This is a genomic window from Enterobacter sp. BIDMC 29 (assembly GCF_019378755.1).
GTDB classification, from domain to species: Bacteria; Pseudomonadota; Gammaproteobacteria; order Enterobacterales; family Enterobacteriaceae; genus Enterobacter; species Enterobacter ludwigii.
In genome coordinates, this window is the sequence record NZ_CP080000.1 from 1,215,791 (window position 1) to 1,239,595 (window position 23,805).

Consider the following 23,805-nt stretch of genomic DNA (forward strand, 5'->3'; position numbering starts at 1 on the left):
GTGCTTCCCTTCGCAGATCCTGAATGTTATATCCGTGAAGCAGGTTTATTTAATTATAACAGCCCACCCTCAAAAAGATATGTTTTAGCATCATTGATTCCACATTTTTTTAACCTAAACTTTCTGTTTTATGTGTGCTGAAATTTAAGTTAAGTCGCGTTTAACTTTTGCGAAGAAATAATTTTTATATTCATCAGGTTAATATTTATGTCCTTATCCTGGGGTAGCGGTTATTGAGGCCCATGCCTGGCGCAGGTATAGTACAGGCTCAGATGTAGCGGGAGGATGTCCATGAACCCTGACGACAAATCACTTTTTCTTGACGCCATGGAGGGTATCCAGCCCCTGAAGCGCTGCACGGATATTCACTGGCAGCCGAGCCGCAACACGCGAACGCGTCAGGAGATTGATACCGAGCAACTGGATAACTTCCTGACCCTGGGCTTCCTGGAACTTCTGCCCCTGGAGGAGCCGCTGGCGTTCAGACGGGAAGGGGTGCAACAGGGCGTTATTGATAAGCTCCGCTCGGGTAAATATTCCCGCCAGGCCAGCTTAAATCTGTTACGCCAGCCCGCCGAGCGTTGCCGGCAGATGCTGTTTTCCTTTATCCGCCAGGCTGGGCGCGATGGATTACGTAACCTGGTGATCATTCATGGAAAAGGGCGGGAGCAGAACGCTCATCCCAACGTGGTACGCAGCTATCTGGCGCGCTGGTTAACCGAGTTCGAGGAAGTGCAGGCCTTTTACGTGGCGCTGCCGCATCACGGCGGCAGCGGAGCATGCTATGTTTCGCTACGAAAGTCTGACGAAGCGAAACAGGAGAACTGGGAACGGCACGCTAAGCGCAGCCGTTAAGCGCTTCTGGCGGGCGAGACGTTCGCCCGCCTGTCACTCAGAAGGTTTCCCAGTTGCTGTCGGTGGCGGTGTTGGCCGTTGCCGGGCGTAACAGCTGTGGGGTTTTCACCGTGGCCGGGCGGGGCGCGGTGGCTTTTTCCTTTCCGTTCAGGCGAAACGCTGCCACAGCCTGGCGCAGTTGTTCCGACTGATCTTCCAGGGCCGCCGCCGCCGTGGCGGATTGCTGTACCAGCGCGGCGTTTTGCTGTGTGACGCTGTCCATCTGCGAAACGGCCAGGCTCACCTGCTCAATGCCGCGGCTCTGTTCATCGGACGCCGACGAAATCTCGCCCATGATATCGGTCACGCGGGTCACGGCAGCGACAATCTCCTTCATGGTTGCGCCCGCTTCGCTGACCTGCTCTGAACCGGTATTCACCCGGCTGACGGAGTTCTCAATCAGCCCTTTGATCTCTTTCGCCGCCTGCGCACTGCGGCTGGCCAGCGTGCGGACTTCACCTGCGACGACCGCAAAGCCACGACCTTGCTCCCCGGCACGCGCGGCTTCCACCGCCGCGTTAAGCGCCAGAATGTTTGTCTGGAAGGCAATGCTGTCAATCACGCCGGTAATGTGCGCAATTTGCTGCGAGCTGTCGGCGATTTCGGTCATGGTACGGACAACGTTATCCACCACGTGACCGCCACGGGCCGCCGTTTCTGAAGCGTTCTTCGCCAGTAGCGTAGCCTGACGGGCGTTGTCGGAGTTCTGTTTAACCGTTGCGGTCAGCTCTTCCATGCTGGCAGCCGTCTCCTCCAGCGAAGCCGCCTGTTGCTCGGTGCGGGCAGACAGATCGTTGCTTCCGGCGGCAATTTCACCTGCGCCTGTGTAAATGGAATCGGTGCTACCACGCACGGCGCTGACGGTGGTCACCAGCGACTGCTGCATCTCATGCAGACCCGCCGCCAGCTGGCCCATCTCATTGCGGCCAGACAGGGCGATATCCTGCGTCAGATCGCCGCCCGCAATGGCGCGAATATGGTTCATAATCATGTGGAGCGGTTTTAACAGCAGGTGTTGTAAACCCTGCCAGATCACCACCAGCACCGCGATAACGGCCAGGAAGATCGCTGCCAGCGTCCATTGCATCTGGGTAAAGCTGCTCTGGTTCTCTTCGGTTGCGGCTTTCAGCAGAGTGTTGTTTTCGGCGCGCCAGCGGTTATAAACCCCTTCCATATCGTCCTGGGCCTGTTGGGCATCCAGATCGCCATAGGCCTGGTAGTTGTCGGCACGCAGATACGCAATGGAGAGACGCATCACTTCATGCATCTGGCTCCATGATTTCTGCATTTCGTCGGTTAATGCCGCGTTCTGGCCGTTAACCTGCGGCATTTTCTGCCACTCTTTGTTATAGGCTTCAGCTTTAGCCAGAGAATCTGCCGCGGTGCCAAGCAGTTTGTTGATCGCCGCAAGGGACGCCGGGTCGCGCTGGTTTTTCAGGTAGCGGATCGCCACGCGGGTGACGGTGACGCGCGTTTTGATCAGCGTGTTCACGCTGTCGCTCAGGCTCTCCTGCTGGGCATTGAGCACCCCGGAGTTCTGGAAGTTATGGCGGTCGTTGCTGACGGCAGAGTAGAACAACCCTCCCGTGACAACTTGCAACAGACAGAATATGGTGAGAGCAAAGATAATACCGGTAATCACGTGCAGATTTTTCAGCATAGCGGTCGTCCGTTAGAGAAGATGCAGGGTTACACAAATACTATCGTCGTAGAGAAATTAAACTTTAATTTAACTCGCGCTTAACTACGGGGTCTGTTAAGGAACTCGTTGTAAATCCGGATCATTTTTATGAGGAAGGTCGACATGAGCAGCATTGATAAAAGCGGGACGTACGCACTTGGGTCGCGGACGGTTAAACGGCTTGGCTATGGCGCGATGCAGCTTGCCGGGCCGGGCGTGTTTGGTCCTCCAAAGGACAAAAATGCCGCGCTGGATGTGCTCCGCGAAGCGGTGGCTGCTGGGGTGAATCACATTGATACCAGCGATTTTTACGGGCCGCATATCACCAACCAGCTGATCCGCGAGGCGCTTCATCCGTATCGCGACGATCTGACGCTCGTCACCAAGATCGGTGCTCGTCGCGGCAGTGATGCCTCCTGGCTGCCGGCCTTCTCCGCGCAGGAACTGACGCAGGCGGTACATGACAACCTGCGTAATCTGCAGCTGGATGTGCTGGACGTGGTTAATCTGCGCATCATGTTCAGCGCACACGGGCCAGCAGAAGGCTCAATTGCTGAACCTCTCGCCACGCTGGCCGAGTTACAACAGCAAGGTTTGGTGCGCCATATTGGCCTGAGCAACGTCACGGCCACCCAGGTTGCGGAAGCGCAGAAGATGGTGCAGGTGGTGTGTGTGCAGAACATGTACAACATCGTGAACCGTGGCGATGATGCGCTGGTGGATTCGCTGGCGCAGCAGGGGATTGCGTATGTGCCGTTCTTCCCGCTGGGCGGTTTTACACCCCTGCAATCATCCGGGCTGCAGGCGGTCGCTGATTCGCTGGGCGTAACGGCAATGCAGGTCGCGCTGGCGTGGTTGCTGCAACGCTCGCCGAACATCCTGCTGATCCCCGGCACCTCCTCCGTGGCGCATCTGCGACAAAATCTTGCGGCGGCGGAGCTGGTGCTCCCGGCTGACGCGCTGGAAACGCTCGATTCGCTGGCGGATTAAGCCAGACAGGCATAAGCCCAAAGCAGTACTTTGGGCTTTTTTGTCCCTCTTGAAACCCGAATGTTGCTGCCGCAGGCGTTATCTGGCTATTCTTTCGCCGATGCACAGGATACGGCTGAATTAAATCCGCTCACACTTCAATGCGTTTGGGGTGACCCCCGTAAAGGACCTTGATCCTTGTCCATAATCCGTAATACTGTATTTATATACAGTATCTGGCGAGAAAGGCATTTATGGACACTCTCTTTTCTTATTATCCAAAGCAACCTCTTGAATTACCGTTATTTGTAGAACGCGTAGCGTGTGGTTTTCCAAGCCCGGCACAGGATTATGTGGAAGATCGTCTCGATCTTAACCGCCTGGCCGTCAGGCATCCCAGCGCGACCTACTTTGTGAAGGTGAGCGGAGACTCGATGATCGGCGTTGGGATCGGCGATGGCGATCTGCTGGTCGTCGATCGTTCGTTAAACGCCGTGCACGGGGATATTGTGGTGGCATCCGTCGCGGGTGAGTTTACGGTCAAAGAGCTGCAGACCCGTCCGATCCTGAGGTTAGTGCCGCATAACGTTCTCTATCAGCCGATCACGTTTCAGTCCGAAGAGGAACTGCAGATCTTCGGTGTTGTCACCCACACACTCAAAACGCATAAACATGTTCGCGCTGGTTGATGTGAACAGCTTTTATGCCTCCTGCGAGACGGTGTTTCGGCCCGATCTGCGGGGCAAACCCGTGGTGGTGGTCTCCAATAACGACGGCTGCATTATTTCGCTGTCGCGGGAGGCAAAGCAGTTCGATATAAAAATGGGCGAGCCGTATTTCAAATTCAAAGAGAAGCGCTTTCCCGCGCGGGTTTACGTCTTTAGCTCGAACTATGCGCTTTATGCCGATCTCAGTAGCCGGGTGATGCAGACGCTGACCGACTTCGCCCCGGCCATAGAGATTTACTCCATTGATGAGGCGTTTGTGAACGTTGCTGGCGTCAGCAACTGCATGGCGCTGGAGGCATTTGGTCATCATATGCGCACGCAGGTGTTTAAAAATACGGGATTAACCGTTGGCGTAGGCATTGCCCCCACGAAAACGCTGGCGAAGCTGGCCAACTATGCGGCAAAGCGGTGGAGCAGCACGGGAGGCGTAGTGGATTTATCGGATCGCGAGCGGCAGCGTAAATTGCTGGCGCGCGTACCGGTAGAGGAGGTGTGGGGCGTCGGGCGGCGCATTACCAAAAAACTTAATGCGATGGGCGTCACCACGGCGCTGGATCTGGCACAAACTTCCTCGTGGGTCATCCGCAAACATTTTAACGTTGTCCTGGAGCGCACGGCACGCGAGCTGCGCGGCGAGCCTTGTCTTGATCTGGAAGAGTTCACGCCCACGAAGCAGCAGATTATCTGTAGCCGCTCGTTTGGACACCGTATTACGCAATACGAGGAGATGCACCAGGCCATTTGCGCCTACGCTGAACGGGCTGCGGAAAAGCTGCGCAGCGAGCATCAATATTGTCGCTTTATCAGCGTTTTTTTGCGTACCAGCCCGCATGCGGACAACGAGGTTTATTACGGCAATCAGGCGTCTGTCACCCTGATGACGCCCACCAATGACTCGCGCGATATCATCCGTGCCGCCACCGATGCGCTGGGGCGCATATGGCTTGACGGCTATCGCTACATGAAAGCGGGGGTGATGCTGGCGGACTTTTTCAGTAGCGGCGTCGCCCAGCTGAATTTATTTGACGATAACCGTTTGCGCGCCAACAGCGCGGCGCTGATGGCGCTGATCGACAGCGTGAATCATTCCGGGAAAGGGAAGATATGGTTTGCCGGGCAGGGGATTGAGAAATCCTGGGCGATGAAGCGCGAGATGTTGTCACCGGCTTATACGACGCGGTACGCGGATTTGCCGGTAGCGAAGTAGACGCCGGTTATTTGGCAAGCGTCGGCAGGATTTGTTCGATCACCTGTATCACGCTTCTGACGCGTTGTGGGATAAAGCGGGCGTCGGGGTAGACGGCATAGAGATACCGGTCAGGTAACCGCCAGGCTGGTAATACCGGCACCAGCGTGCCGGCTTGCAACGCCTTTGCCGCAAGCGGCAGCTGCATGCCGCCAATCCCGATGCCTGACTCCAGCGCCTGTAACAGGGCGTCACTGGTGTTGGCACGAAAAACGGTATGCACTTTCACGTCAATTGTTTCCTCACCGGCGATCAACCGTAGAGGCGCATCCCGCGGGATGCCGCTAAATCGCACATGGGGATGTGCCGCCAGTTCGCTGACGGAGTGTACCGCCTGAAAGCCGGGAGCAGCGAACAGCGCGGTTTCAATCCGCATCAGCAGACGTGCCGCATGCGATTGTGGAGGTTCAGCGCTAAGGCGTAGCGCGACATCCACCCCTTCGCTCACCAGGTCGGCGATGCGGTCATCCAGGGACAACGTCAGGTGCAATGCCGGATGCAGGCGCTGAAGCGCCAGCAGAGGGGGCAAAACGATCTGCCCCAGACCGCTTGGCAACTGAACATGGACGCTGCCCTGAAACTGATGATCGGCAGGATTCAACCGTCTCTCCGCTTCCTGCATGGCATCCAGCAAAAGCTGCATATCACGGCGATAACGTTCACCCTGCTCGGTGAGCTTCATCATTCGCGTTGTCCGATGCAGTAATACCACCCCGAGCTCCTGTTCCAGGCCGGCAATCTGCTGGCTGACGGCAGACTGCTTCATTCCGCTCTGGCGAGCGGCTGCCGAAAAGGAACCCGCTTCTGCGACGCGCAGAAAGGTGGAAATGGCGTTGAGCTTATTGTTCATTTAATGTTTTTTCTTATAAGTGCCATCGAATTCAGGGGATATGTAGGGAAAAAATAATATATCACACTGTGTCTGTCACCCTAACTGGAGAAACACCGTGAATAAGATGCAGCCACAAAACGTCGCGCTGGTCGCTGGCGCCAGCGGGATCGTAGGCAGACAGCTCGTCAAAACACTCCTGGACAACAAATGGCAGGTGATTGGCCTGAGCCGCCATGCCTTATCCCATCCTGATGCTATTTCGCTGATCAACGTTGATTTACTGGATGCGGAGGATAGCGCCAGGGCTTTGCAAGCCGCTGGCGAGATCACCCATATTTTTTACAGTGCCTGGATGAATGCCGGGAGCTGGACGGAAATGGTTGAACCGAACGTCACGATGTTGCGCAACCTGGTCAGCAATATTGAAAAAACGGCGCCTTTGCAGACGGTAAGCCTGATGCAGGGATACAAAGTGTATGGCGCGCACCTGGGACCGTTCAAAACCCCGGCACGCGAAAGCGATCCGGGCGTACCCGGGGCAGAATTTAACGCCGCTCAGCTCGCGTGGCTCCGTGATTTTCAGCGGGGAAAACGCTGGCACTGGAATGCCATCAGGCCAGGCGTGGTGGGCAGTTCGGTGCCAGGCAATACCATGAACCTTGCGCTGAGCATCGCACTGTATGCGTCCCTGTGTAAGGCTCTGGGTTTACCTCTGCGTTTTCCCGGTTCGGAACAGACCTGGCACAGCATTGTTGATCATACTGACGCCGGATTGCTGGCGGAGGCAACGCTGTGGGCAGCCACATCACGTAGGGCTAATAACCAGGCTTTCAACGTGAATAATGGGGACATCTGGCGCTGGAGCGAGCTATGGCCGCGCATCGCTCGCTGGTTTGAACTGGACTCTGCGCCGCCGGTCAGATTGTCATTCCATCAGCTGTTTAAGGACTATCGTGCGTTATGGCGCGACATTGCCGGGGAGCGGTTGGTGGAAGCGGATATTTTGCAGCTGAACGACGGGCATTTTGCCGATTTTGTCTTTAGCTGGAATTACGACATGTTTGGCGACGGCAGTAAGCTCCGCCGGTCAGGGTTCACGCGAATGCAGGCAACCGATGAGATGTTTTTCAGCCTGTTCTCGCAGCTAAGAGCGGCACGTATTATTCCGTAAAAAAAGGGGAGTGCGTTTCTGACGGCAGTAAAAAACGCGAACCCGGATGCAGGGAGTAAAGAACGCTCAATGTTCACTTTCTGGAATAAGGCCAGAGGAACCGGCCAGTTCATGACAAAGCGCGCCAATCCGATCAACCGCATTCAGCAGGAGGGGCGTGGGTTCGTTGGCACAATTTAATCGCAGGTAATTCGTTAAGTGTGCGCGGGGGGAAAACAGCGGCCCGGGGCTAACGCCAATATTCAGTGTCAGCGCGCGGCGGTGCACCTCCAGTGCATTCACCTGGTGTGGAAGTTCAACCCACAACAGGAAACCGGCAGCTGGCACGTTAACGCGTGTGCCGGGAGGGAAGCTTGCCTTGACGCGCGCAATGACGGCACCAATCCCTTCTGCGATGCGCCGCTTTAGCCGCCGCAGATGACGATCGTAGTCGCCACTGGCCAGGATTTCGCTCGTTGCGGCCTCAAACAGCGGCGCGCCTGCCCAGTCTCCGGCCATACGCGCCTGCAGGACCTGGGCGTGGTAACGTCCGGCCGCAATCCAGCCGATGCGCCATCCGGGCGCAAGCGTTTTAGACAATGAACTGCAGTAAATGACATTCCCGCTCTGGTCGAACGCCTTACAGGCCGGAGGACGTTGCCCTTCGCCGACCAGGTCGCCATAAACATCGTCCTCAATTAACGGGATGCCTGCATCTTCCAGCAGGGCAACCAGTTCCTGCTTGCGGGGGACGGACATACTGGCGCCCAGCGGATTTTGCACGGTGGGCGAGGCCAGAACGGCCGCTGGATGATGGCACCGAATAGCATCGGCGAGCGGCGCCAGCAGCAACCCATCCTCAGGATCGGTTGGGATCTCCAGCGCCTTCAGGCCCAAATCTTCCAGCAGCAACAGCGTACCGAAATAGGCGGGTTGTTCTATCGCTACCACGTCGCCAGGCTGGCACACAGCCCGCAACGCCAGACGCAGCGCCTGTGTCGCGCCAGCGGTGATGATGAGATCCTCTGCACCAAAACGGCCACCCCATTGCGCTGCCCGGGCGGCAATCTTACTGCGCAAATCAACCCGTCCCGGAGGCAGGCTATAGCTTTGCCCACGCGCTTCCAGACGTCGACCTGCAGACTGCAGCGCACGTTGCAGGGTATCGCCTGGTAGCCACGCGGGGTCGGGCAAGGCAGCCCCCAGCGGTACCAGCCGGGCTTCTGCACTACTGAATAACGATCGCGCGACGGCTGACATTGTCACAGGCACGGGGCCGGACAGGGAACGCGTGGGCTGCACGCATCGGGACTGGCGGGTCTGACGGACGTAGTAGCCCGAACGCGGACGCGCAACGATCAGGCCTTCGGCCTCAAGACAGCGGAGTGCTTCCAGTGCTGTCGGGAGACTGACCTGTTCGCGCTCGGCCAGTTTACGTGCAGAGATCATCCGGTCGCCGATTTGCAACGCGCCTGAAGCCAGCGTAAGACGCAGCATCTCAGCAATCCGACGGTAATGGGGGGACGGGGCGGCCATGGGGATCTGTGCAGTCAAATTTTCGATAAAACTGACTATACAGCCAATGAAGTGCCCCATCTATAGTGTCCGGCATGTTCCAGACAAGGAGGCACTATGCACAGCGACAATTTCGATATTTCTGCCTATTTCAGGCGCATAAACTATACCGGCCCGGCGGCTGCCGATACTGCAACCCTGCATGCGCTGATGCGCCATCAGCTCTTTTCGATACCCTTTGAAAATGGGGATGTACAGGCGGGTAAAGTCGTTTCGCTGGTCCCCGAAGACATTGCCGATAAGCTGTTGAGGCAGAAGCGCGGCGGTTACTGCTATGAGGTGAATGGGCTATTTGCGATGGCGCTGGAGGCATTGGGCATTCGCTGGCGTTTTGTCGCGGCGCGCCCGATGTTCTACCCGGTGCGTCGGCCTAAAACCCATATGGCACTCATTGCTGAGATTGACGGTCGTCAGTGGCTTTGTGACCTCGGGTTCGGTAGCTACGGCATCCGTGCGCCGATGGCGTTAGACATGCTTGATACGGATATCCGGCAGGATTTCGACACGTTCCGGCTGACCCGTAACGCTGAGGGTGAGTATCTGCTTCAGGCATGGGTGGAGGGCAAATGGGCCAGTCAGTACGGCTTTGACCTCTCTCCTCAGGAGTGGATTGATTTCGTGCCTGCCAACTACCTTAACTCCACGCACCCGGACGCCATTTTTGTGCAGAAGCTGCTCGTCGTACAGCATCGCCCTGAAGGACGCCAGATTTTGCTGGGTAACGTGCTGAAAACGATCACCGCGCAGGGCGTGGAAACGCAACAGCTGGCAGAAGATGATATTGCCTCTGTACTGAAAAATTGTTTTGCGCTGACGGTTGAGTGATCCGCAGGGGGACGCTGGACTGTATCGAGTCTGCGCATGCGTCCCCGGCTTATCATCGACAATGCGGACTGTTAAATACAGAGGCTACCTGAGACGTCTTCAGGGCAGAAACCGTATCCGCTACGTAAAAAGCGTCGTAATAATCAACCCTATAATATACAGGGAAAGGATGCCCTGGATGCTACTTAAAGCCCACCGCAAGTAACGCCACTGGTAGCGTTCTCTGGCATTGGCCTCGGCAATGGGGCCGGTAGCGTCAGGGGCTTCTTTTCTGAAGCGCTGCAGGGTTTGATGACACCACCACACCAGCAGTAATACCAGCACGGTTTTCGTGAGCAGTGAGCCATAAGCATTGAAAAAAACGTCCCAGTAGCAACGGAGTGTATCCATATCCTTTTACCTGTAACTGTGCGGCCCATATGACGAAGAGGGGCAATATTAGGGAATTATTTTTTCTTATTCATCATCGCTTTTAGATCGGCAAACGGGTTGAAAGTGGCCACGCCCATGTCTTTTTGCGCGTCTTCACCCGCCACAACGGTAGTACCGTACTGATCTGCTTCGGTGTATTTCGAGTGTTCATGGTCGTGGCAAAACAGGCACAACAGCTCCCAGTTGCTGCCATCTTCCGGGTTATTAGTATGATCGTGATCGATATGGTGAACCGTGAGCTCGCGCAGGTTTGAATAGACGAACTCGCGTGAGCAGCGTCCACAGACCCAGGGATAGATTTTTAATGCCTTTTCACGGTAGCCACTTTCCAGTCGCGCGTAGTTTTTAGGGATCAGAGCCATTGCCGGTTTTACCTGCCAGGGAAAAAGAAAGACGCACTATATCTCATTATGGGGCGTCATTGCGATCCGCTCAATTCTGTCAATTTATTTGAATTATTCCGTTAAATAAAGGGCATTTATTCTCCCCGGGTAATGCGTAAAGTAGAGATAACGCAAAGCATCATCAGGATATCTCGTTATGAAAAAGATCGGCTTTTTGTCATTTGGTCACTGGACACCGTCACCTCAGTCCGGCACGCGTTCCGCGGCGGACACCCTGTTGCAATCCATCGACCTGGCCGTCGCCGCTGAAGAGCTGGGCGCAGACGGTGCCTATTTCCGTGTGCATCATTTTGCCCGTCAACTCAGCTCTCCGTTCCCCTTACTGGCGGCGATCGGTGCCAAAACGAAAAGCATCGAAATCGGTACTGGTGTGATTGATATGCGCTATGAAAATCCGATGTACATGGCGGAAGATGCGGGCGCGGCGGATTTAATCTCCGGCGGACGTTTGCAGCTGGGGATCAGCCGGGGCTCTCCGGAGCAGGTCATTGATGGCTGGCGTCATTTTGGTTATGTCCCGCAGGAAGGGGAAAATGAATCAGATATGGCACGCCGACACACCGAGGTACTGCTTGAGGTGCTGCGCGGAGAAGGGTTTGCAAAACCGAACCCACAACCCATGTTCCCAAATCCACCGGGACTGCTGCGCCTGGAGCCACATTCCGAAGGTTTACGTGAGCGCATCTGGTGGGGCGCAGGGTCGAACGCGACAGCGGTATGGGCTGCAAAACTGGGGATGAACCTGCAAAGCTCAACCCTGAAAGATGATGAAACCGGTGAGCCATTCCATATTCAGCAGGCAAAACAGATCCGCGCTTACCGACAGGCCTGGGCGGAAGCCGGGCATACTCGTCAGCCGCGCGTCTCGGTCAGCCGCAGTATTTTCGCGCTGATGGACGATCGTGACCGTATGTACTTCGGCGCAAGCCGGAATGACAGCGATAGCGTGGGTTACCTTGATGAGAAAACGCGCGCCATTTTCGGACGCAGCTATGCCGCTGAGCCTGAAAAGCTGATTGAGCAGTTGAAACAGGACGAAGCGATTGCCGAAGCGGACACCTTATTGCTCACCGTGCCGAACCAGCTCGGAGTGGATTACAACGCGCATGTTATCGAATCCATTCTGAAGCATGTTGCACCGGCAATGGGATGGCGCGAGTAGCCATTTTGTTGTGCGCCGAGCGCCGAGCGCGAAGGCCGTAACGCCTGCCTGTCTCGTCACCCCCGGTAAGGGGGACGAGGCAGGCATCTGCGGAGGTTATTCGACTGGCTTATGGCTCATATCGCTCAGCAGCACGGCGATACTTTGCCCGCCCGCCGTCTGTTCGAGGCCAATCTTCACAATGATGGTCAGCGGAACGGAGAGCAACATGCCGATCGGGCCGAGCAGCCATCCCCAAAATATAAGAGACAGAAATACCACCAGCGTGGACAATCCCAGACCGCGCCCCATCATGCGTGGCTCAAGAATATTCCCGAACACCAGGTTAATCACCAGATACCCGGCCAGCAGAATCAGCGCATCATAGAACCCACTGAACACCAGCACCTGCAGAATAGGGGGAATAGCGGCCAGCACCGAGCCGATGTTGGGGATATAGTTGAGCGCAAAGGCCAGTAATCCCCAGACGAACGCAAACCGGACATCCAGCGCCATCAGCATTCCCCAGACCACGGCCCCGGTGACCAGGCTAATGGCGGTTTTCAGGACCAGATAGCGGGAGACGCTATCCAGCGCGCGTTGAATCGCCCCCATGCCTTCAACCGGACGGACCATTATTTGCTGCAGTTTTGCGGGCAGTTGCGGCACTTCCAGCAGCATGAACACCACCGTTAAAAACAGCAGGAAAATCGAGGTCATGGCGTTAGAGAGCTGCGCCAGCAGGCCGGTGACGAGGGTCATGGCGGCATTTGGATCAATGTACTTCAGCAACTCCTCAACGGACACTTCGATTCCCGCACGCTGCAGCCAGGGTTCAAGCTGCAACAGCGGTATCGCCAGCGACGAGCGGTATTTCGGTAACGTTCGCGTCAGTTCATTCAGGGAGGTGCCGAGATAAGCGACCAGCAGCACCATGGCAATAATAATGATGCTGATAAGCATCGTGATTGCCAGCACGCGCGGGATGCGGAACCGCGTCATGCGCTGTATGAGCGGGTTAAGGATCACCGCAATAAACAGGGCCAGAATAAACGGCACGATGATGTCGGCGGCAAAACGGACGCCCGTCAGTATGATCACCAGCATGCCCAGCATGATGACAATTTTTAGCCCGTTCAGGGTAATGATGGGTTTAGCCATGGGGGTTCCTGAATAATATTTTTATTTATAATAAAGGCGAAAGCCGTTTCAATAAACTAACCAAAATCAAACGGGATGGGTAAAGAATTGAAAAGACTTTGAGTAAAAGCCTTACTTATGGTACAAATTTGGCGTGTTCAACTACCGAGGACAATTTTCATCCGCAAAGACGAGAAGCAACAACGCGGATAATTGTAATTTTATGGACAATTTGTTCAGGACGTATTCTTCAAACAACACCGCTGTATTTTTCACTTCCTTCTGCCTTCTTTCTGGTGAGCAACACTGGCGCAACGCGCTATAGTCACATCTTCTGCCTGAGCTGGCGCTACGCGCTTAGCTGTCTGATTTAATTTCATATTTTTGGGTTTGCTGCACGCAGCAGGCCACGATGGATTATATTCTCAAGCAGGAGAAAAACATGTTTTACTGGATTTTATTAGCCCTTGCTATTGTCGCTGAAATTACCGGCACGCTGTCTATGAAATGGGCAAGCGTCAGCGATGGCAATACCGGCTTTATTTTAATGCTGGTGATGATTTCACTTTCCTATATTTTCCTGTCGTTTGCAGTGAAGAAAATTGCGCTGGGTGTGGCCTATGCGCTGTGGGAAGGGATCGGTATTTTGTTGATCACCCTGTTCAGCGTCTTATTATTTGACGAAACATTATCAACAATGAAGATTGCCGGGTTAACGACGCTGGTAGCAGGTATCGTGCTGATTAAATCGGGTACACGCAAACCGACTAAGCAGCCGAAGGAGCAGACCCATGCAGCAGTTTGAATGGATCCACGCGGCCTGGTTGGGGTTTGCCATCGTGCTGGAGATTTTAGCGAACGTCCTGCTAAAATTCTCTGACGGTTTTCGTCGTAAAATTTACGGACTGTTGTCGATTGCCGCCGTACTGGGGGCGTTCAGCGCCCTGTCACAGGCGGTGAAGGGTATCGATCTGTCCGTGGCCTATGCGCTGTGGGGCGGGTTTGGTATTGCCGCCACCCTGGCAGCCGGCTGGGTGCTGTTCGGTCAGCGTTTAAATAACAAAGGTTGGATTGGACTGATATTGCTGCTTGCCGGCATGATCATGATAAAACTCGCCTGATACACGTTAAGCCATTATTTACAGGCAGCGAAATTCGCTGCCTGTATTACTCTTAAAAAAAGCAAAACATTGAAGAGGATGGCTAATGTATCGCACATTAAGCTGGCGCAATATTCCCACCGCGAGAACATTGTTTGCCATGATCTTCATGGCGGGGATCGGCTTAATCATCTCCATTGTCGCGCTGCTCTATTTATCTCTGCACCTGATCAGCACCAAAACCAATGAAATTGACGAGCACCGCACCACGCTTTCCGTGCAGGGTGCGATACAAACGTCGGTTAACCGTGTCTCGACCCTGGTGATTGATAATGCCGTCTGGGACGATGCGGTACGCGAGGTCTACCGCCCAAAGCTCGATACCGAATGGTTATACAACACCTGGGGAGCGGGCTTTAAAGTCAATAACCTCTATGACGGCACTTTCGTGCTGGATGAGCATTTCAACGTTATCTGGGGATCGTTTCAAAGCCAGCCTTTTGCGGAGACGAATCTCGATTTTTTTGGCAAAGGACTGCAAGCGCTTATTCAGCAGCACGGACGTGAATTACCCAGCCAGAAGAATATTTATGCCGGGATCACCCGAACGCGTCACGGCGTCGCGTTTGTCGGAATAGGGCTGATCCGACCGATGATCGGGCGATTGCAGGTTAACGACGGTACACGCCGCTATCTGGTGATTACCCGCCATTTGAATAGCGGCATATTATCCGATCTGGGGCAGACCTTTCAGATTGATAACCTCAACTTTACCCCGGATAAAATCAACAGTCTGAGTATGCCGCTGCGCAGTTCTGCTGGGGAGTTACTGGGTTACCTCAACTGGCAGGCACGCCTTCCTGGCGCGCAGGCGGCCCGGGCCGCATCATCTGATATCACGCAGATAGTGGTGCTGGCATCGGTGCTGATCCTGCTGTTCATTATGGTGAGCTGCGTGGGCCTGTACAAACTGGCCCGCGGAGAAAGCCAGGCGCGTCTGGTCGCCAGAACGGACTGGCTAAGCCATCTGCCGAACCGCCGCGCACTCATTGAAGCGCTGGACCGCGTGAGTTTGCGTGGCGATATTGACGTCAAAAGCGTGGTGTTTATCGATCTGGATGGCTTCAAGGACGTCAACGATATCTACGGCCACAGCGTCGGTGACGATCTCATTGTGACCATTGCCAAAACGCTGAATGAATGCGTTCCACCGGGCGGGATGCTGGCGCGCATGGGAGGCGATGAGTTTGCCATGACCATCGGCGGTGAAGGGGCAGAAGCGCTGGCGACCACCTTTGCCGAATCGGTACTGGATTTTCTCAATACCCCCATTCGTCTGGGGGAGCGCACCATTCATATCGGCGCCAGCATCGGGATTGCCAGCGGAACCCTGATTGAATGCACCAGTTCCGAGCTGTTTCGTCGCGCCGATATCGCCATGTACCATTCCAAAATTAGCGGGAAAGGGCGTGTCACCCACTATGACGCGGCGCTGAATAACGCCCGGGAACGCAAGCTTGCGATTGAAAACCAGATCCGTAACGGACTGGAGCGAGACGAGTTTGAGGTCTGGTACCAGCCGATTATTGACGCCCGCAGTCAGAAAATGAGCAGTGTGGAAGCGCTGGTTCGCTGGCCGCGTCGTCCGGAAGGTGAACTCGGTCCGGATACCTTCATTTCCATTGCGGAAACGAGCGGGCTGATTTACAAACTGGGCCAGTTTGTTTTGCAGCGTGCCTGCCAGGATCTGGAGCCGTACAGCGAATTGAAGCTCTCCGTTAATATCTCCCCGGCGCAGTTTCGCGACCCTGAATTCGAAGAAAAAGTGGCCTGGGTTCTGGAAAGCACCCGTTTCCCGGCCAGGCGACTCCAGCTCGAAGTCACGGAGACCTATGTGCTGGAAAACCCCGAGCGTGCCCGCACGGCGATTGCCAACCTTAAAGCGCTGGGCACCGCGGTGGCGCTGGATGATTTTGGCACGGGCTATTCGAGTATTGGCTATTTGCGGCGTTTTAATTTCGACACCATTAAGATTGATAAATCACTGGCCGGGCTGGTGGACAACGATGAGCAGGCAGCGGCGCTGGTGAGCGGCACGGTGAGGATCGCCAATGCCCTGGGCATGGCGGTGGTCGCTGAAGGGGTGGAAAACGAAAAGCAGATGAAATTGTTACGGCTGGCTGGCTGCGATCAGCTGCAGGGATTCTGGTTCAGCCAGCCGATGCCGATTGAATCAATCAGGGCGTTACGTCAGGTCAGACAGTGCTGAGCTACTGCTGCGCCAGTGCTTCCAGCTTGTCACGAAAACCGGTCACGGCTAAGGCCCGGTTATCTGCACGCCATCTGTCTTTTGCCGCTGGCGCAGAGCTTTGAACCCCAATCAGCTGCCAGCCGTTATCCGTTTTTAACATCAGCGGCGAGCCGCTGTCACCGGGTAACGTATCGCACTGATGTGAGAGCACGCTGTTTTGCGCCCATCCTGTGACAATACAGTCCGTGTGGGTGTAAAGCGCGTCCAGATGATCGACAGGGTAGCCTGATTGCGTCACCTTACGGTCGGCGGCTTTCAGTGCGGCAGTGAGCGCGGCTTTGTCTCCGTCAAATAACGGAAGCGGGGTAATGCCAGAAGGCGGGTAGCGCAAAATGATCAGGCCAAAATCCCAGGATGCCGCTGACGGAGGCACTATCCAGCCGTCACCGTCGGGCTTCAGACGTTTGCCGAGAGAAGCATCAACCCGTCCCTCAATACCGTGAATTTCATAACGCCACATCCCTTTTTGCGACACAAATCGCAGGGCAACGGCTTTGTCTGGCTTGCCGTCTGGCGGTGTCAGCAGGCAGTGGCCAGCCGTCAGGGCTAGTTGCGGGGTAATCAGCGTAGCGGTACATAAATTACCGCTGGCGGTTTCCAGTTGCCCGATAGCGTCCCAGGGTGCTTGGGTAGGATCGGCGACGCGCGTACGATCGTCATGACCGAAAAACAGCGTTTTAAGCTCTTTCGCGCTAATGGTTTCATCACCGCCATCATCCGCATGTGAGAATCCAGAAAAAAGACCAAACGTTCCCAGTAACAACACAACAGATTTACGCATATCACACTCTGGTGGGGGCAATTATGATTATTAAAAGTGAACCCTATGAAAATACTATAGACGGGACAGCGCTAAAGTGGGAGTAAAATCAGCGTGCTACGATCAGGAAAGATAAAAATGGCTTGCGATGAGCGCGCATAAAATAAGCAGGATAAGAATCAGCTCAAACCGATAGCGCCGCAGCATACGCCCTCCGGATAAAAAAAACGGCGCTGGACCTTTCCGGTTCAGCGCCGGTTTACCAACGTGCCCCGAAAGGCACGGTTAAGCTTGTACTCTTACGCAGCTGGCTGTGCAGCTGGTTTAGCAGCTTCGTGTTTTACTGCTTTTTTGTGATGCTTTTTAGCCGCCTGGGCTTTCTGTTCTACAGCAGGTTTGGTCGCTTTTTTGTGGTGCTTTTTAGCGGCCTGCGCTTTCTGCTCTACAGCCGGTTTAGCGGCATCTTGTTTAACGGCTTTTTTGTGGTGTTTTTTAGCAGCCTGGGCTTTTTGCTCTGCAGCAGGTTTAGCGGCTTTATGGTGTTTCTTGTGGTGTACGGTTTTTGCCGGAGCAGCAGTCGTTGTTGCAGCTGGAGCAGCAGCAGCCGGTGCAGCAGTGGTTTCAGCAGCAAACGCAGCAGAAGACAGACCCATAGCAGCGGCAACAACCAGAGCTAATACTTTTTTCATGTTCATACCCTCGAATTTGGTTTTTCATTTAACCCCACTGCGGGGCCGTTGAAAGAACTATATCCCTGTAAATTCGGGGTTTCCGTGAGTGATTGGTATCGGCGTGTAACGGAATGTACAAAGGGCGGTAAAGGATGCGCAAAGGGAAAACGGCCGGAGCGCACTCCGGCCGCTGGATTACAGATAACGGGACGTCAAATGCTCGCGGAAGTAACGGATATTCAGGTCTTCACCCGTCGCCTGGGTAATCAGTTGCGAAGTGGTGAAGCGGCTACCGTGTTGCCAGATGTTCTGACGCAGCCAGTCAAACAGGGCGGAGAAATCGCCCTCAGCGATGGAGGACTGCAGACCCGGCAGCGCCGTTTTGGCCGCATGGAACAATTGCGCGGCGTACATCGCGCCGAGCGTGTAGGACGGGAAGTAGCCAAAACCGCCGTCGGTCCAGTGAATGTCCTGCATACAGCCGTTGCGGTAGTTATGTTTGGTTGATAACCCGAGCCAGGCCTGCATTTTCTCATCCCACAGCGCCGGAATGTCATCCACCTCGATATCGCCATTGATCAGCGCACGTTCAATTTCATAGCGCAGCACCACATGTGCCGGGTAGCTGACTTCGTCGGCATCGACGCGTATATAGCCCGGTTTCACGCGCTGGTTCCAGGCAATAAAGTTCTCTTCACTGAACGCCGCCTGACTGCCAAAACGGGCGTGAACCGCAGGGAGGAGATGTTTAAGAAAAGCGTCGCTGCGCCCCAGCTGCATCTCAAAGAACAGGCTCTGGGATTCGTGGATCGCCGTTGAACGGGCCAGCGCGACAGGTTGACCGGCCCACGTTCGCGGCAGGTTTTGCTCGTAGCGCGCGTGTCCGGTTTCGTGGATCACGCCAAACAGCGCGCTGAGCAGCTCGTCCTCATCATAACGCGTGGTGATGCGCACATCTTCCGGCACGCCACCGCAGAACGGGTGTGCACTGACGTCCAGGCGACCGCCGTTAAAGTCAAAGCCGAGCATCTTCATGGCTTCAAGCCCGAGTTCACGCTGCGTTGCCGTCGGGAAGGGGCCCTGCGGCGGAACGAACGACTGCTGAGCCTGTTTTTCCACAACGTTTGCCAGCAGGTCCGGCAGCCAGGATTTCATATCCGCGAACAGTACGTCCAGACGCGCGCTGGTCATGTCCGGCTCGAAAATATCCAGCAGCGCGTCGTAAGGGCTGCAGCCTTTGGCTTCAGCACGCAGGCGAGCCTCCTCGCGGCTCAGTTTGACGACCTCTTTCAGGTTGGCGGCAAACCCCTGCCAGTCATTGGCCGGGCGCTGAGTACGCCAGGCGTGCTCACATTTGCTGCCTGCCAGCGATTTGGCTTCCACCAGCGCTTCCGGCAACAGCGACGCCTGCTGGTAATGACGCGTCATTTCACGCAGGTTGGCTTGTTCAATATCATTCAGGTCCTCACCGGTCGCGGCGGACAGCCATTCACCCACCTTTTTATCGGTCAGGATCTGGTGTTGCAGAACGCTCATTTCGGCCAGCGCTTCACCGCGCGCGGCACTGCCTCCCGGCGGCATCATGGTAAACATATCCCAGCTGGCGATGGAGGAGAGGTGGGAGAAACGGGAGAGGCGCTGGAAGGTGCGGGTGAGTTGTTGGTAGTGGCTGTTTTCGCTCATTTCGTTTTCTCTTTGCAAGGCGATGTTTCAGGCATGAAGAGTGAGTAGTATCAAAATTCCCGCCTGAATCCAAGCCATTACCCCTTAGAGTTTGGTGCTATTTCGTTCAGTAACGCTGTGTTATAACCCTAAAAAAAAACGACTGCCGGATGGAAAATGAACAAGGTTGTGAGTGTAGGGATTGCAGTGTTGCTGACGGGATGCCAGACACATCATCATGAGGTGATTCCGTTCAACACCGAAGAAGACTCTGCGCACGCATGGGCGTTTGCGTATGTGGAAACAGTGAAACAAAGGATGACGACCACAGAGCAGTATGAAGGGAAGCTCTGCTCGTTAAAGATTCACCAGCCCAAAGGCGCGACCTATGTGACCCACATTCAGGTGGTAAAAGGCAGCGATCCTGAACTGTGTAAGGCCGCCATTGCGGCCTTACAGTCTGCCAGTGACGATCATGTGCTCCCAGTGGTACCTGATGAGCGTATCGGGGAAAACTACACGCTCGATTTCAAACCCTGAATCAGTGCAGACGCTGGTGTAAACGGGTCCCTGCCAGCAGCGCCCCGCAGAGCATCAGCGCAATAAAACCGCCTACGCCGTTCCAGCCATAGTTATGCCAGAACACCCCACCCAGCGTCCCCGCAAAGCTGGAACCGAGGTAATAGCTGAACAGATACAAAGATGACGCCTGGCCTTTAGCCCGGCGAGCGCGTGGGCCAATCCAGCTGCTGGCCACCGAGTGAGCGGCGAAGAAACCGGCAGAGAAAAGCAGCATCCCGGCGAAGATAAGCCACAGGGAGGCGAAAAGGGTCATCAACAGGCCGAGCAGCATGACGGCCGTAGAGACCAGCATAACCGGACCGCGTCCAAAGCGGGCCGTCATCGCTCCGGCTTTAGGTGAACTCCACGTACCGGTGAGATACGCCACAGAGAGCAGACCCACCACCGCCTGACTCAGATGCCACGGGGAGAGCATCAGGCGATAGCCGATATAGTTAAACAACGTAACGAAAGAGCCCATCAGCAGAAAGCCGGTCAGGAACAGCAGCGGCAACCCTTTGTCACGCCAGTGCAGACGGAAGTTGATGAACAGCGTTTTCGGGCGCAGGGAGGTGGAACGAAAATGACGTGATTCCGGAAGGATTCTCCAGAACATCAGCGCAGACGCAAGGGCAAAGCAGCCGATCACCGCCAGCGCAATACGCCAGTTAAAGAAGTCCGTAAACACCCCGCTCAGCAGACGTCCACTCATTCCGCCAATCGAGTTCCCGCTGATGTACAGCCCCATAGAGAAGGCGACAAAGCTCGGGTGGATCTCTTCGCTGAGATAGGTCATCCCGACCGCCGCCACGCCGCTCAGGGATAACCCAATTAACGCACGCATCACCAGGATACCGTGCCAGCTGGTCATCATCGTGGAGAGTAACGTACAAATCGAAGCCAGCATCAGGGCGGTAACCATCACCTGTTTACGGCCAATGGCGTCGGAAAGTGGCCCGGTGAAAAGCAGACCAATCGCCAGCATGCCGGTAGAGATGGAGAGCGAAATACTGCTGCTGGCAGGCGATACGCCAAATTCATGGGAAAGAACGGGCAGGATCGGCTGAACGCAATAGAGCAGGGCGAAGGTTGCCAGACCCGCTGAGAAAAGCGCCAGCGTGACGCGCATGAACTGGGGGGTACCACGTTTAATGAACTGAACCGGCTGCGATGCTGCGGGTAAATCATCAATATCTCTGGCCGGATCGATATCAATGGTAGATGTACGACTCACACAATGTCCTTGCTTAAACATCCCCGTGGTTTCGGGTGACGGGTATGACCACACGATCAGAGTAGGAAAATGTAAATAATCTGTCTAATATATTAATAATCTCAAATGATACTTTAAAAATATGAATATCGAACTGCGTCATCTGCGCTACTTTGTCGCCGTCGCTGAAGAGCTTCATTTTGGCCGCGCGGCGGCAAGACTGAATATCTCACAACCCCCGCTAAGCCAGCAGATTCAGATCCTTGAGCAACAGGTCGGGGCGCGCCTTCTGGCACGGACCAACCGCAGCGTGAGCCTGACGGCGGCCGGGAAGCAATTTCTGGCCGACAGCCGACAAATTCTCAGTATGGTGGATGAGGCGGCAGCCCGGGCAGAGCGGCTTTATCTCGGGGAAACCGGAGAGTTGCGGATTGGGTTTACCTCGTCTGCACCGTTTATCAGCGCTGTTTCGCAGACCCTGTCGTCGTTTCGCCGGCATTTTCCGGATGTGCATATTCAGACGCGCGAAATTAATACCCGCGAGCAAATCGCTCCGCTGAATGAAGGTTCTCTTGATTTAGGTCTGATGCGTAACACCCAACTCCCGGATACGCTGGCGTGGCAGGTTATTCTGCGCGAACCGTTGATGGCAATGATTCCGCACGATCATCCGCTCGCCTCGCGTTCGGCGGTCACGCTGGCAGAGCTGGCAAAAGAGCCGTTTGTTTTTTTCGACCCGCAGGTAGGTACCGGTCTGTACGACGATATTCTGGGCCTGTTACGACGCTACGATCTTGCCCCGATCATTACGCAGGAAGTTGGGGAAGCGATGACCATTATTGGGCTGGTCGCGGCGGGGCTGGGCGTCTCTATTCTTCCGGCCTCGTTTAAACGGGTACAATTGCGTGAAATGCGCTGGGTTGCTATCGCCGAAGACGATGCTGTTTCGGAAATGTGGCTGGTATGGTCGAAACATCATGAGCAGAGCCACGCAGCGCAGCGGTTTAAAGCACAGCTGTTAAGCGCCTCTGCAGGCCGATATTTAGAGGGAAAAGTGGGTAAAAATGTGCAGTAAATCACATGGCTAAGTAAATATTTGACGACGGCCATTGAAGTGCTTCACCATAGCCCACAGTTTATTTCGATGCTCGAAAATAAGGGAGTACGAGGTGGTTGCTGATAGTCAGCCAGGGCACATTGATCAGATTAAGCAGACCAACGCTGGCGCGGTTTATCGCCTGATTGATCAGCTTGGCCCGGTTTCGCGTATCGATCTTTCGCGCCTGGCACAACTGGCACCTGCCAGTATTACCAAGATTGTTCGTGAAATGCTGGAAGCCCACCTGGTCCAGGAGACGGAAATTCAGGAGCCGGGCAGCCGCGGCCGTCCGGCGGTCGGACTGGTGGTGGAGACCGAAGCGTGGCACTACCTGTCACTGCGCATTAGCCGGGGAGAGATCTTCCTTGCCCTGCGCGATCTAAGCAGCAAGCTGGTGGTAGAAGACCGGCTGGAACTGCCGCTCAAGGCTGAACAATCGCTCCTCGATGCCATTGTCACCCATATCGATCACTTCTTTATTCGCCATCAGCAACGCCTTGAACGCTTAACGGCCATTGCGATCACCATGCCGGGTATTATTGATACCGAAAATGGAATCGTGCACCGCATGCCGTTCTACGACGATGTCAAAGAGATGCCGCTGGGCGAGGTGCTGAAAAATCACACCGGCGTGCCGGTCTATATTCAGCATGACATCAGCGCCTGGACGATGGCGGAGGCGCTGTTTGGCGCATCCCGCGGCGCAAGGGACGTGATTCAGGTGGTGATTGACCATAACGTCGGGGCGGGCGTCATCACCGACGGACGCCTTCTGCATGCCGGAAGCAGTAGCCTGGTCGAAATCGGCCACACGCAGGTCGATCCCTACGGCAAGCGCTGTTACTGCGGCAACCATGGCTGTCTGGAAACCATCGCCAGCGTGGAAAGCGTGCTGGAGCTGGCGCAGGTCAGGCTCAGCCAGTCCATGAGCTCTTCGCTGCACGGACAACCGTTGACCGTCGATTCACTGTGCGCCGCAGCGCGTCAGGGGGATCTGCTGGCAAAGGATATTATTACCGGAGTGGGGAATAACGTTGGCCGCATTCTGGCCATTATGGTGAATCTCTTCAACCCGCAAAAAATCCTGATTGGCTCACCGCTGAGTCAGGCGGCGGAAATCCTCTTCCCGGCGATCTCGGCCTGTATTCATCAACAGGCGCTCCCGGCCTACAGCAAAAATATTGCCGTGGAAAGCACCCAGTTTTCCAATCAGGGCACCATGGCTGGTGCAGCCCTGGTCAAGGACGCCATGTACAACGGCTCGCTGCTGATCCGCCTGTTACAGGGTTAACTCTTTTCCGCAGATGTACGAAAAATTGCGCTATCTCAAGCTGGGTAGCGCACGCATCCCGTAGACTTCCCCCACTGAATTATTTCTCTGGTTTATATTTTCGAAGCATACCCAAGAGGT

Annotated in this window: 23 protein-coding genes; 13 read left to right on the plus strand and 10 right to left on the minus strand. The window is 55.2% G+C overall.

Going from position 1 to position 23,805, the window contains the following annotated elements:
- The first annotated feature begins 291 nt into the window (after positions 1 to 291).
- Positions 292 to 855: a DNA endonuclease SmrA gene (gene smrA, locus JTA15_RS05475; protein ID WP_219372941.1), complete on the plus strand. Its 564-nt coding sequence runs from the start codon at positions 292 to 294 to the stop codon at positions 853 to 855.
- A 37-nt stretch (positions 856 to 892) separates the two neighbouring features.
- Here the strand turns inward: smrA and JTA15_RS05480 are convergent, their stop codons facing one another.
- Positions 893 to 2,554, minus strand: a complete 1,662-nt coding sequence (locus JTA15_RS05480; protein WP_014169836.1) for a methyl-accepting chemotaxis protein — start codon at positions 2,552 to 2,554, stop codon at positions 893 to 895.
- A 144-nt stretch (positions 2,555 to 2,698) separates the two neighbouring features.
- Between JTA15_RS05480 and JTA15_RS05485 the strand changes: the two genes are divergently transcribed.
- From JTA15_RS05485 to umuC, 3 genes are all read left to right on the plus strand, one after another.
- Entirely contained in the window at positions 2,699 to 3,565 is an 867-nt protein-coding gene (locus tag JTA15_RS05485) for an aldo/keto reductase family oxidoreductase (protein WP_020884301.1), read from the plus strand.
- A 233-nt stretch (positions 3,566 to 3,798) separates the two neighbouring features.
- A complete protein-coding gene (gene umuD, locus JTA15_RS05490; RefSeq protein WP_219372942.1) occupies positions 3,799 to 4,233 on the plus strand; it encodes a translesion error-prone DNA polymerase V autoproteolytic subunit in 435 nt (144 codons plus the stop codon).
- Positions 4,217 to 5,479, plus strand: a complete 1,263-nt coding sequence (umuC, locus tag JTA15_RS05495) for a translesion error-prone DNA polymerase V subunit UmuC (protein ID WP_219372943.1) — start codon at positions 4,217 to 4,219, stop codon at positions 5,477 to 5,479. Before umuD ends, umuC begins: the two co-directional genes overlap by 17 nt.
- 7 nt (positions 5,480 to 5,486) lie before the next feature.
- Here umuC and JTA15_RS05500 read toward each other — a convergent pair whose 3' ends face one another.
- Positions 5,487 to 6,368: a LysR family transcriptional regulator gene (locus JTA15_RS05500; protein ID WP_134179156.1), complete on the minus strand. Its 882-nt coding sequence runs from the start codon at positions 6,366 to 6,368 to the stop codon at positions 5,487 to 5,489.
- 97 nt (positions 6,369 to 6,465) lie between these two features.
- Between JTA15_RS05500 and JTA15_RS05505 the strand changes: the two genes are divergently transcribed.
- On the plus strand, positions 6,466 to 7,521 hold the full coding sequence (locus JTA15_RS05505; protein ID WP_059306016.1) for an SDR family oxidoreductase: 1,056 nt from the start codon (positions 6,466 to 6,468) through the stop codon (positions 7,519 to 7,521).
- A 66-nt stretch (positions 7,522 to 7,587) separates the two neighbouring features.
- On the opposite strand, the gene JTA15_RS05510 is transcribed toward JTA15_RS05505, so the two are convergent.
- Positions 7,588 to 9,096: a PLP-dependent aminotransferase family protein gene (locus JTA15_RS05510; RefSeq protein WP_219372944.1), complete on the minus strand. Its 1,509-nt coding sequence runs from the start codon at positions 9,094 to 9,096 to the stop codon at positions 7,588 to 7,590.
- Between the two features lie 36 nt (positions 9,097 to 9,132).
- Here JTA15_RS05510 and JTA15_RS05515 point away from each other — a divergent pair, with 36 nt between their 5' ends.
- Positions 9,133 to 9,900: an arylamine N-acetyltransferase gene (locus JTA15_RS05515; protein ID WP_020884297.1), complete on the plus strand. Its 768-nt coding sequence runs from the start codon at positions 9,133 to 9,135 to the stop codon at positions 9,898 to 9,900.
- 120 nt (positions 9,901 to 10,020) lie between these two features.
- On the opposite strand, the gene JTA15_RS05520 is transcribed toward JTA15_RS05515, so the two are convergent.
- Complete coding sequence (locus tag JTA15_RS05520; RefSeq protein ID WP_014169844.1) at positions 10,021 to 10,290, minus strand: hypothetical protein; 270 nt, start codon at positions 10,288 to 10,290, stop codon at positions 10,021 to 10,023.
- A gap of 56 nt (positions 10,291 to 10,346) precedes the next feature.
- The gene (gene yajD / locus JTA15_RS05525) at positions 10,347 to 10,694 is read right to left on the minus strand and encodes an HNH nuclease YajD (protein WP_014169845.1); all 348 of its coding nucleotides are present in this window, start codon (positions 10,692 to 10,694) and stop codon (positions 10,347 to 10,349) included.
- A 178-nt stretch (positions 10,695 to 10,872) separates the two neighbouring features.
- Between yajD and JTA15_RS05530 the strand changes: the two genes are divergently transcribed.
- Positions 10,873 to 11,898 carry an LLM class flavin-dependent oxidoreductase gene (locus JTA15_RS05530; protein ID WP_014169846.1) on the plus strand — a complete coding sequence of 342 codons (1,026 nt, stop codon included), beginning with the start codon at positions 10,873 to 10,875 and terminating at the stop codon, positions 11,896 to 11,898.
- 96 nt (positions 11,899 to 11,994) lie between these two features.
- Here JTA15_RS05530 and JTA15_RS05535 read toward each other — a convergent pair whose 3' ends face one another.
- The gene (locus JTA15_RS05535; RefSeq protein ID WP_219372945.1) at positions 11,995 to 13,038 is read right to left on the minus strand and encodes an AI-2E family transporter; all 1,044 of its coding nucleotides are present in this window, start codon (positions 13,036 to 13,038) and stop codon (positions 11,995 to 11,997) included.
- A 421-nt stretch (positions 13,039 to 13,459) separates the two neighbouring features.
- Here JTA15_RS05535 and mdtJ point away from each other — a divergent pair, with 421 nt between their 5' ends.
- From mdtJ to JTA15_RS05550, 3 genes are all read left to right on the plus strand, one after another.
- A complete protein-coding gene (gene mdtJ / locus JTA15_RS05540; RefSeq protein ID WP_032670478.1) occupies positions 13,460 to 13,822 on the plus strand; it encodes a multidrug/spermidine efflux SMR transporter subunit MdtJ in 363 nt (120 codons plus the stop codon).
- On the plus strand, positions 13,809 to 14,138 hold the full coding sequence (mdtI, locus tag JTA15_RS05545; protein WP_014169849.1) for a multidrug/spermidine efflux SMR transporter subunit MdtI: 330 nt from the start codon (positions 13,809 to 13,811) through the stop codon (positions 14,136 to 14,138). Before mdtJ ends, mdtI begins: the two co-directional genes overlap by 14 nt.
- Positions 14,139 to 14,223: 85 nt before the next feature.
- Positions 14,224 to 16,386 (plus strand): bifunctional diguanylate cyclase/phosphodiesterase, encoded by a 2,163-nt coding sequence (locus tag JTA15_RS05550; protein ID WP_020884293.1) that lies wholly within the window; start codon positions 14,224 to 14,226, stop codon positions 16,384 to 16,386.
- Position 16,387: 1 nt separating this feature from the next.
- On the opposite strand, the gene JTA15_RS05555 is transcribed toward JTA15_RS05550, so the two are convergent.
- The 3 genes from JTA15_RS05555 to JTA15_RS05565 all read right to left on the minus strand — a co-directional run bounded on the left by JTA15_RS05555 (position 16,388) and on the right by JTA15_RS05565 (position 19,542).
- Positions 16,388 to 17,209: a serine protease gene (locus JTA15_RS05555; protein WP_020884292.1), complete on the minus strand. Its 822-nt coding sequence runs from the start codon at positions 17,207 to 17,209 to the stop codon at positions 16,388 to 16,390.
- A 278-nt stretch (positions 17,210 to 17,487) separates the two neighbouring features.
- Positions 17,488 to 17,877 (minus strand): acid resistance repetitive basic protein Asr, encoded by a 390-nt coding sequence (gene asr, locus JTA15_RS05560; protein ID WP_032670412.1) that lies wholly within the window; start codon positions 17,875 to 17,877, stop codon positions 17,488 to 17,490.
- A 177-nt stretch (positions 17,878 to 18,054) separates the two neighbouring features.
- Positions 18,055 to 19,542, minus strand: a complete 1,488-nt coding sequence (locus JTA15_RS05565; RefSeq protein ID WP_219372946.1) for a carboxypeptidase M32 — start codon at positions 19,540 to 19,542, stop codon at positions 18,055 to 18,057.
- A gap of 156 nt (positions 19,543 to 19,698) precedes the next feature.
- Here JTA15_RS05565 and JTA15_RS05570 point away from each other — a divergent pair, with 156 nt between their 5' ends.
- A complete protein-coding gene (locus tag JTA15_RS05570; protein WP_050736707.1) occupies positions 19,699 to 20,061 on the plus strand; it encodes a cell envelope integrity protein TolA in 363 nt (120 codons plus the stop codon).
- A gap of 1 nt (position 20,062) precedes the next feature.
- On the opposite strand, the gene JTA15_RS05575 is transcribed toward JTA15_RS05570, so the two are convergent.
- Positions 20,063 to 21,316 carry an MFS transporter gene (locus tag JTA15_RS05575; RefSeq protein WP_183516410.1) on the minus strand — a complete coding sequence of 418 codons (1,254 nt, stop codon included), beginning with the start codon at positions 21,314 to 21,316 and terminating at the stop codon, positions 20,063 to 20,065.
- 121 nt (positions 21,317 to 21,437) lie between these two features.
- Between JTA15_RS05575 and JTA15_RS05580 the strand changes: the two genes are divergently transcribed.
- The gene (locus JTA15_RS05580; RefSeq protein WP_032678049.1) at positions 21,438 to 22,370 is read left to right on the plus strand and encodes a LysR family transcriptional regulator; all 933 of its coding nucleotides are present in this window, start codon (positions 21,438 to 21,440) and stop codon (positions 22,368 to 22,370) included.
- Positions 22,371 to 22,464: 94 nt separating this feature from the next.
- Positions 22,465 to 23,685: a sugar metabolism global transcriptional regulator Mlc gene (mlc, locus tag JTA15_RS05585; RefSeq protein WP_020884286.1), complete on the plus strand. Its 1,221-nt coding sequence runs from the start codon at positions 22,465 to 22,467 to the stop codon at positions 23,683 to 23,685.
- Positions 23,686 to 23,805: the final 120 nt, after the last annotated feature.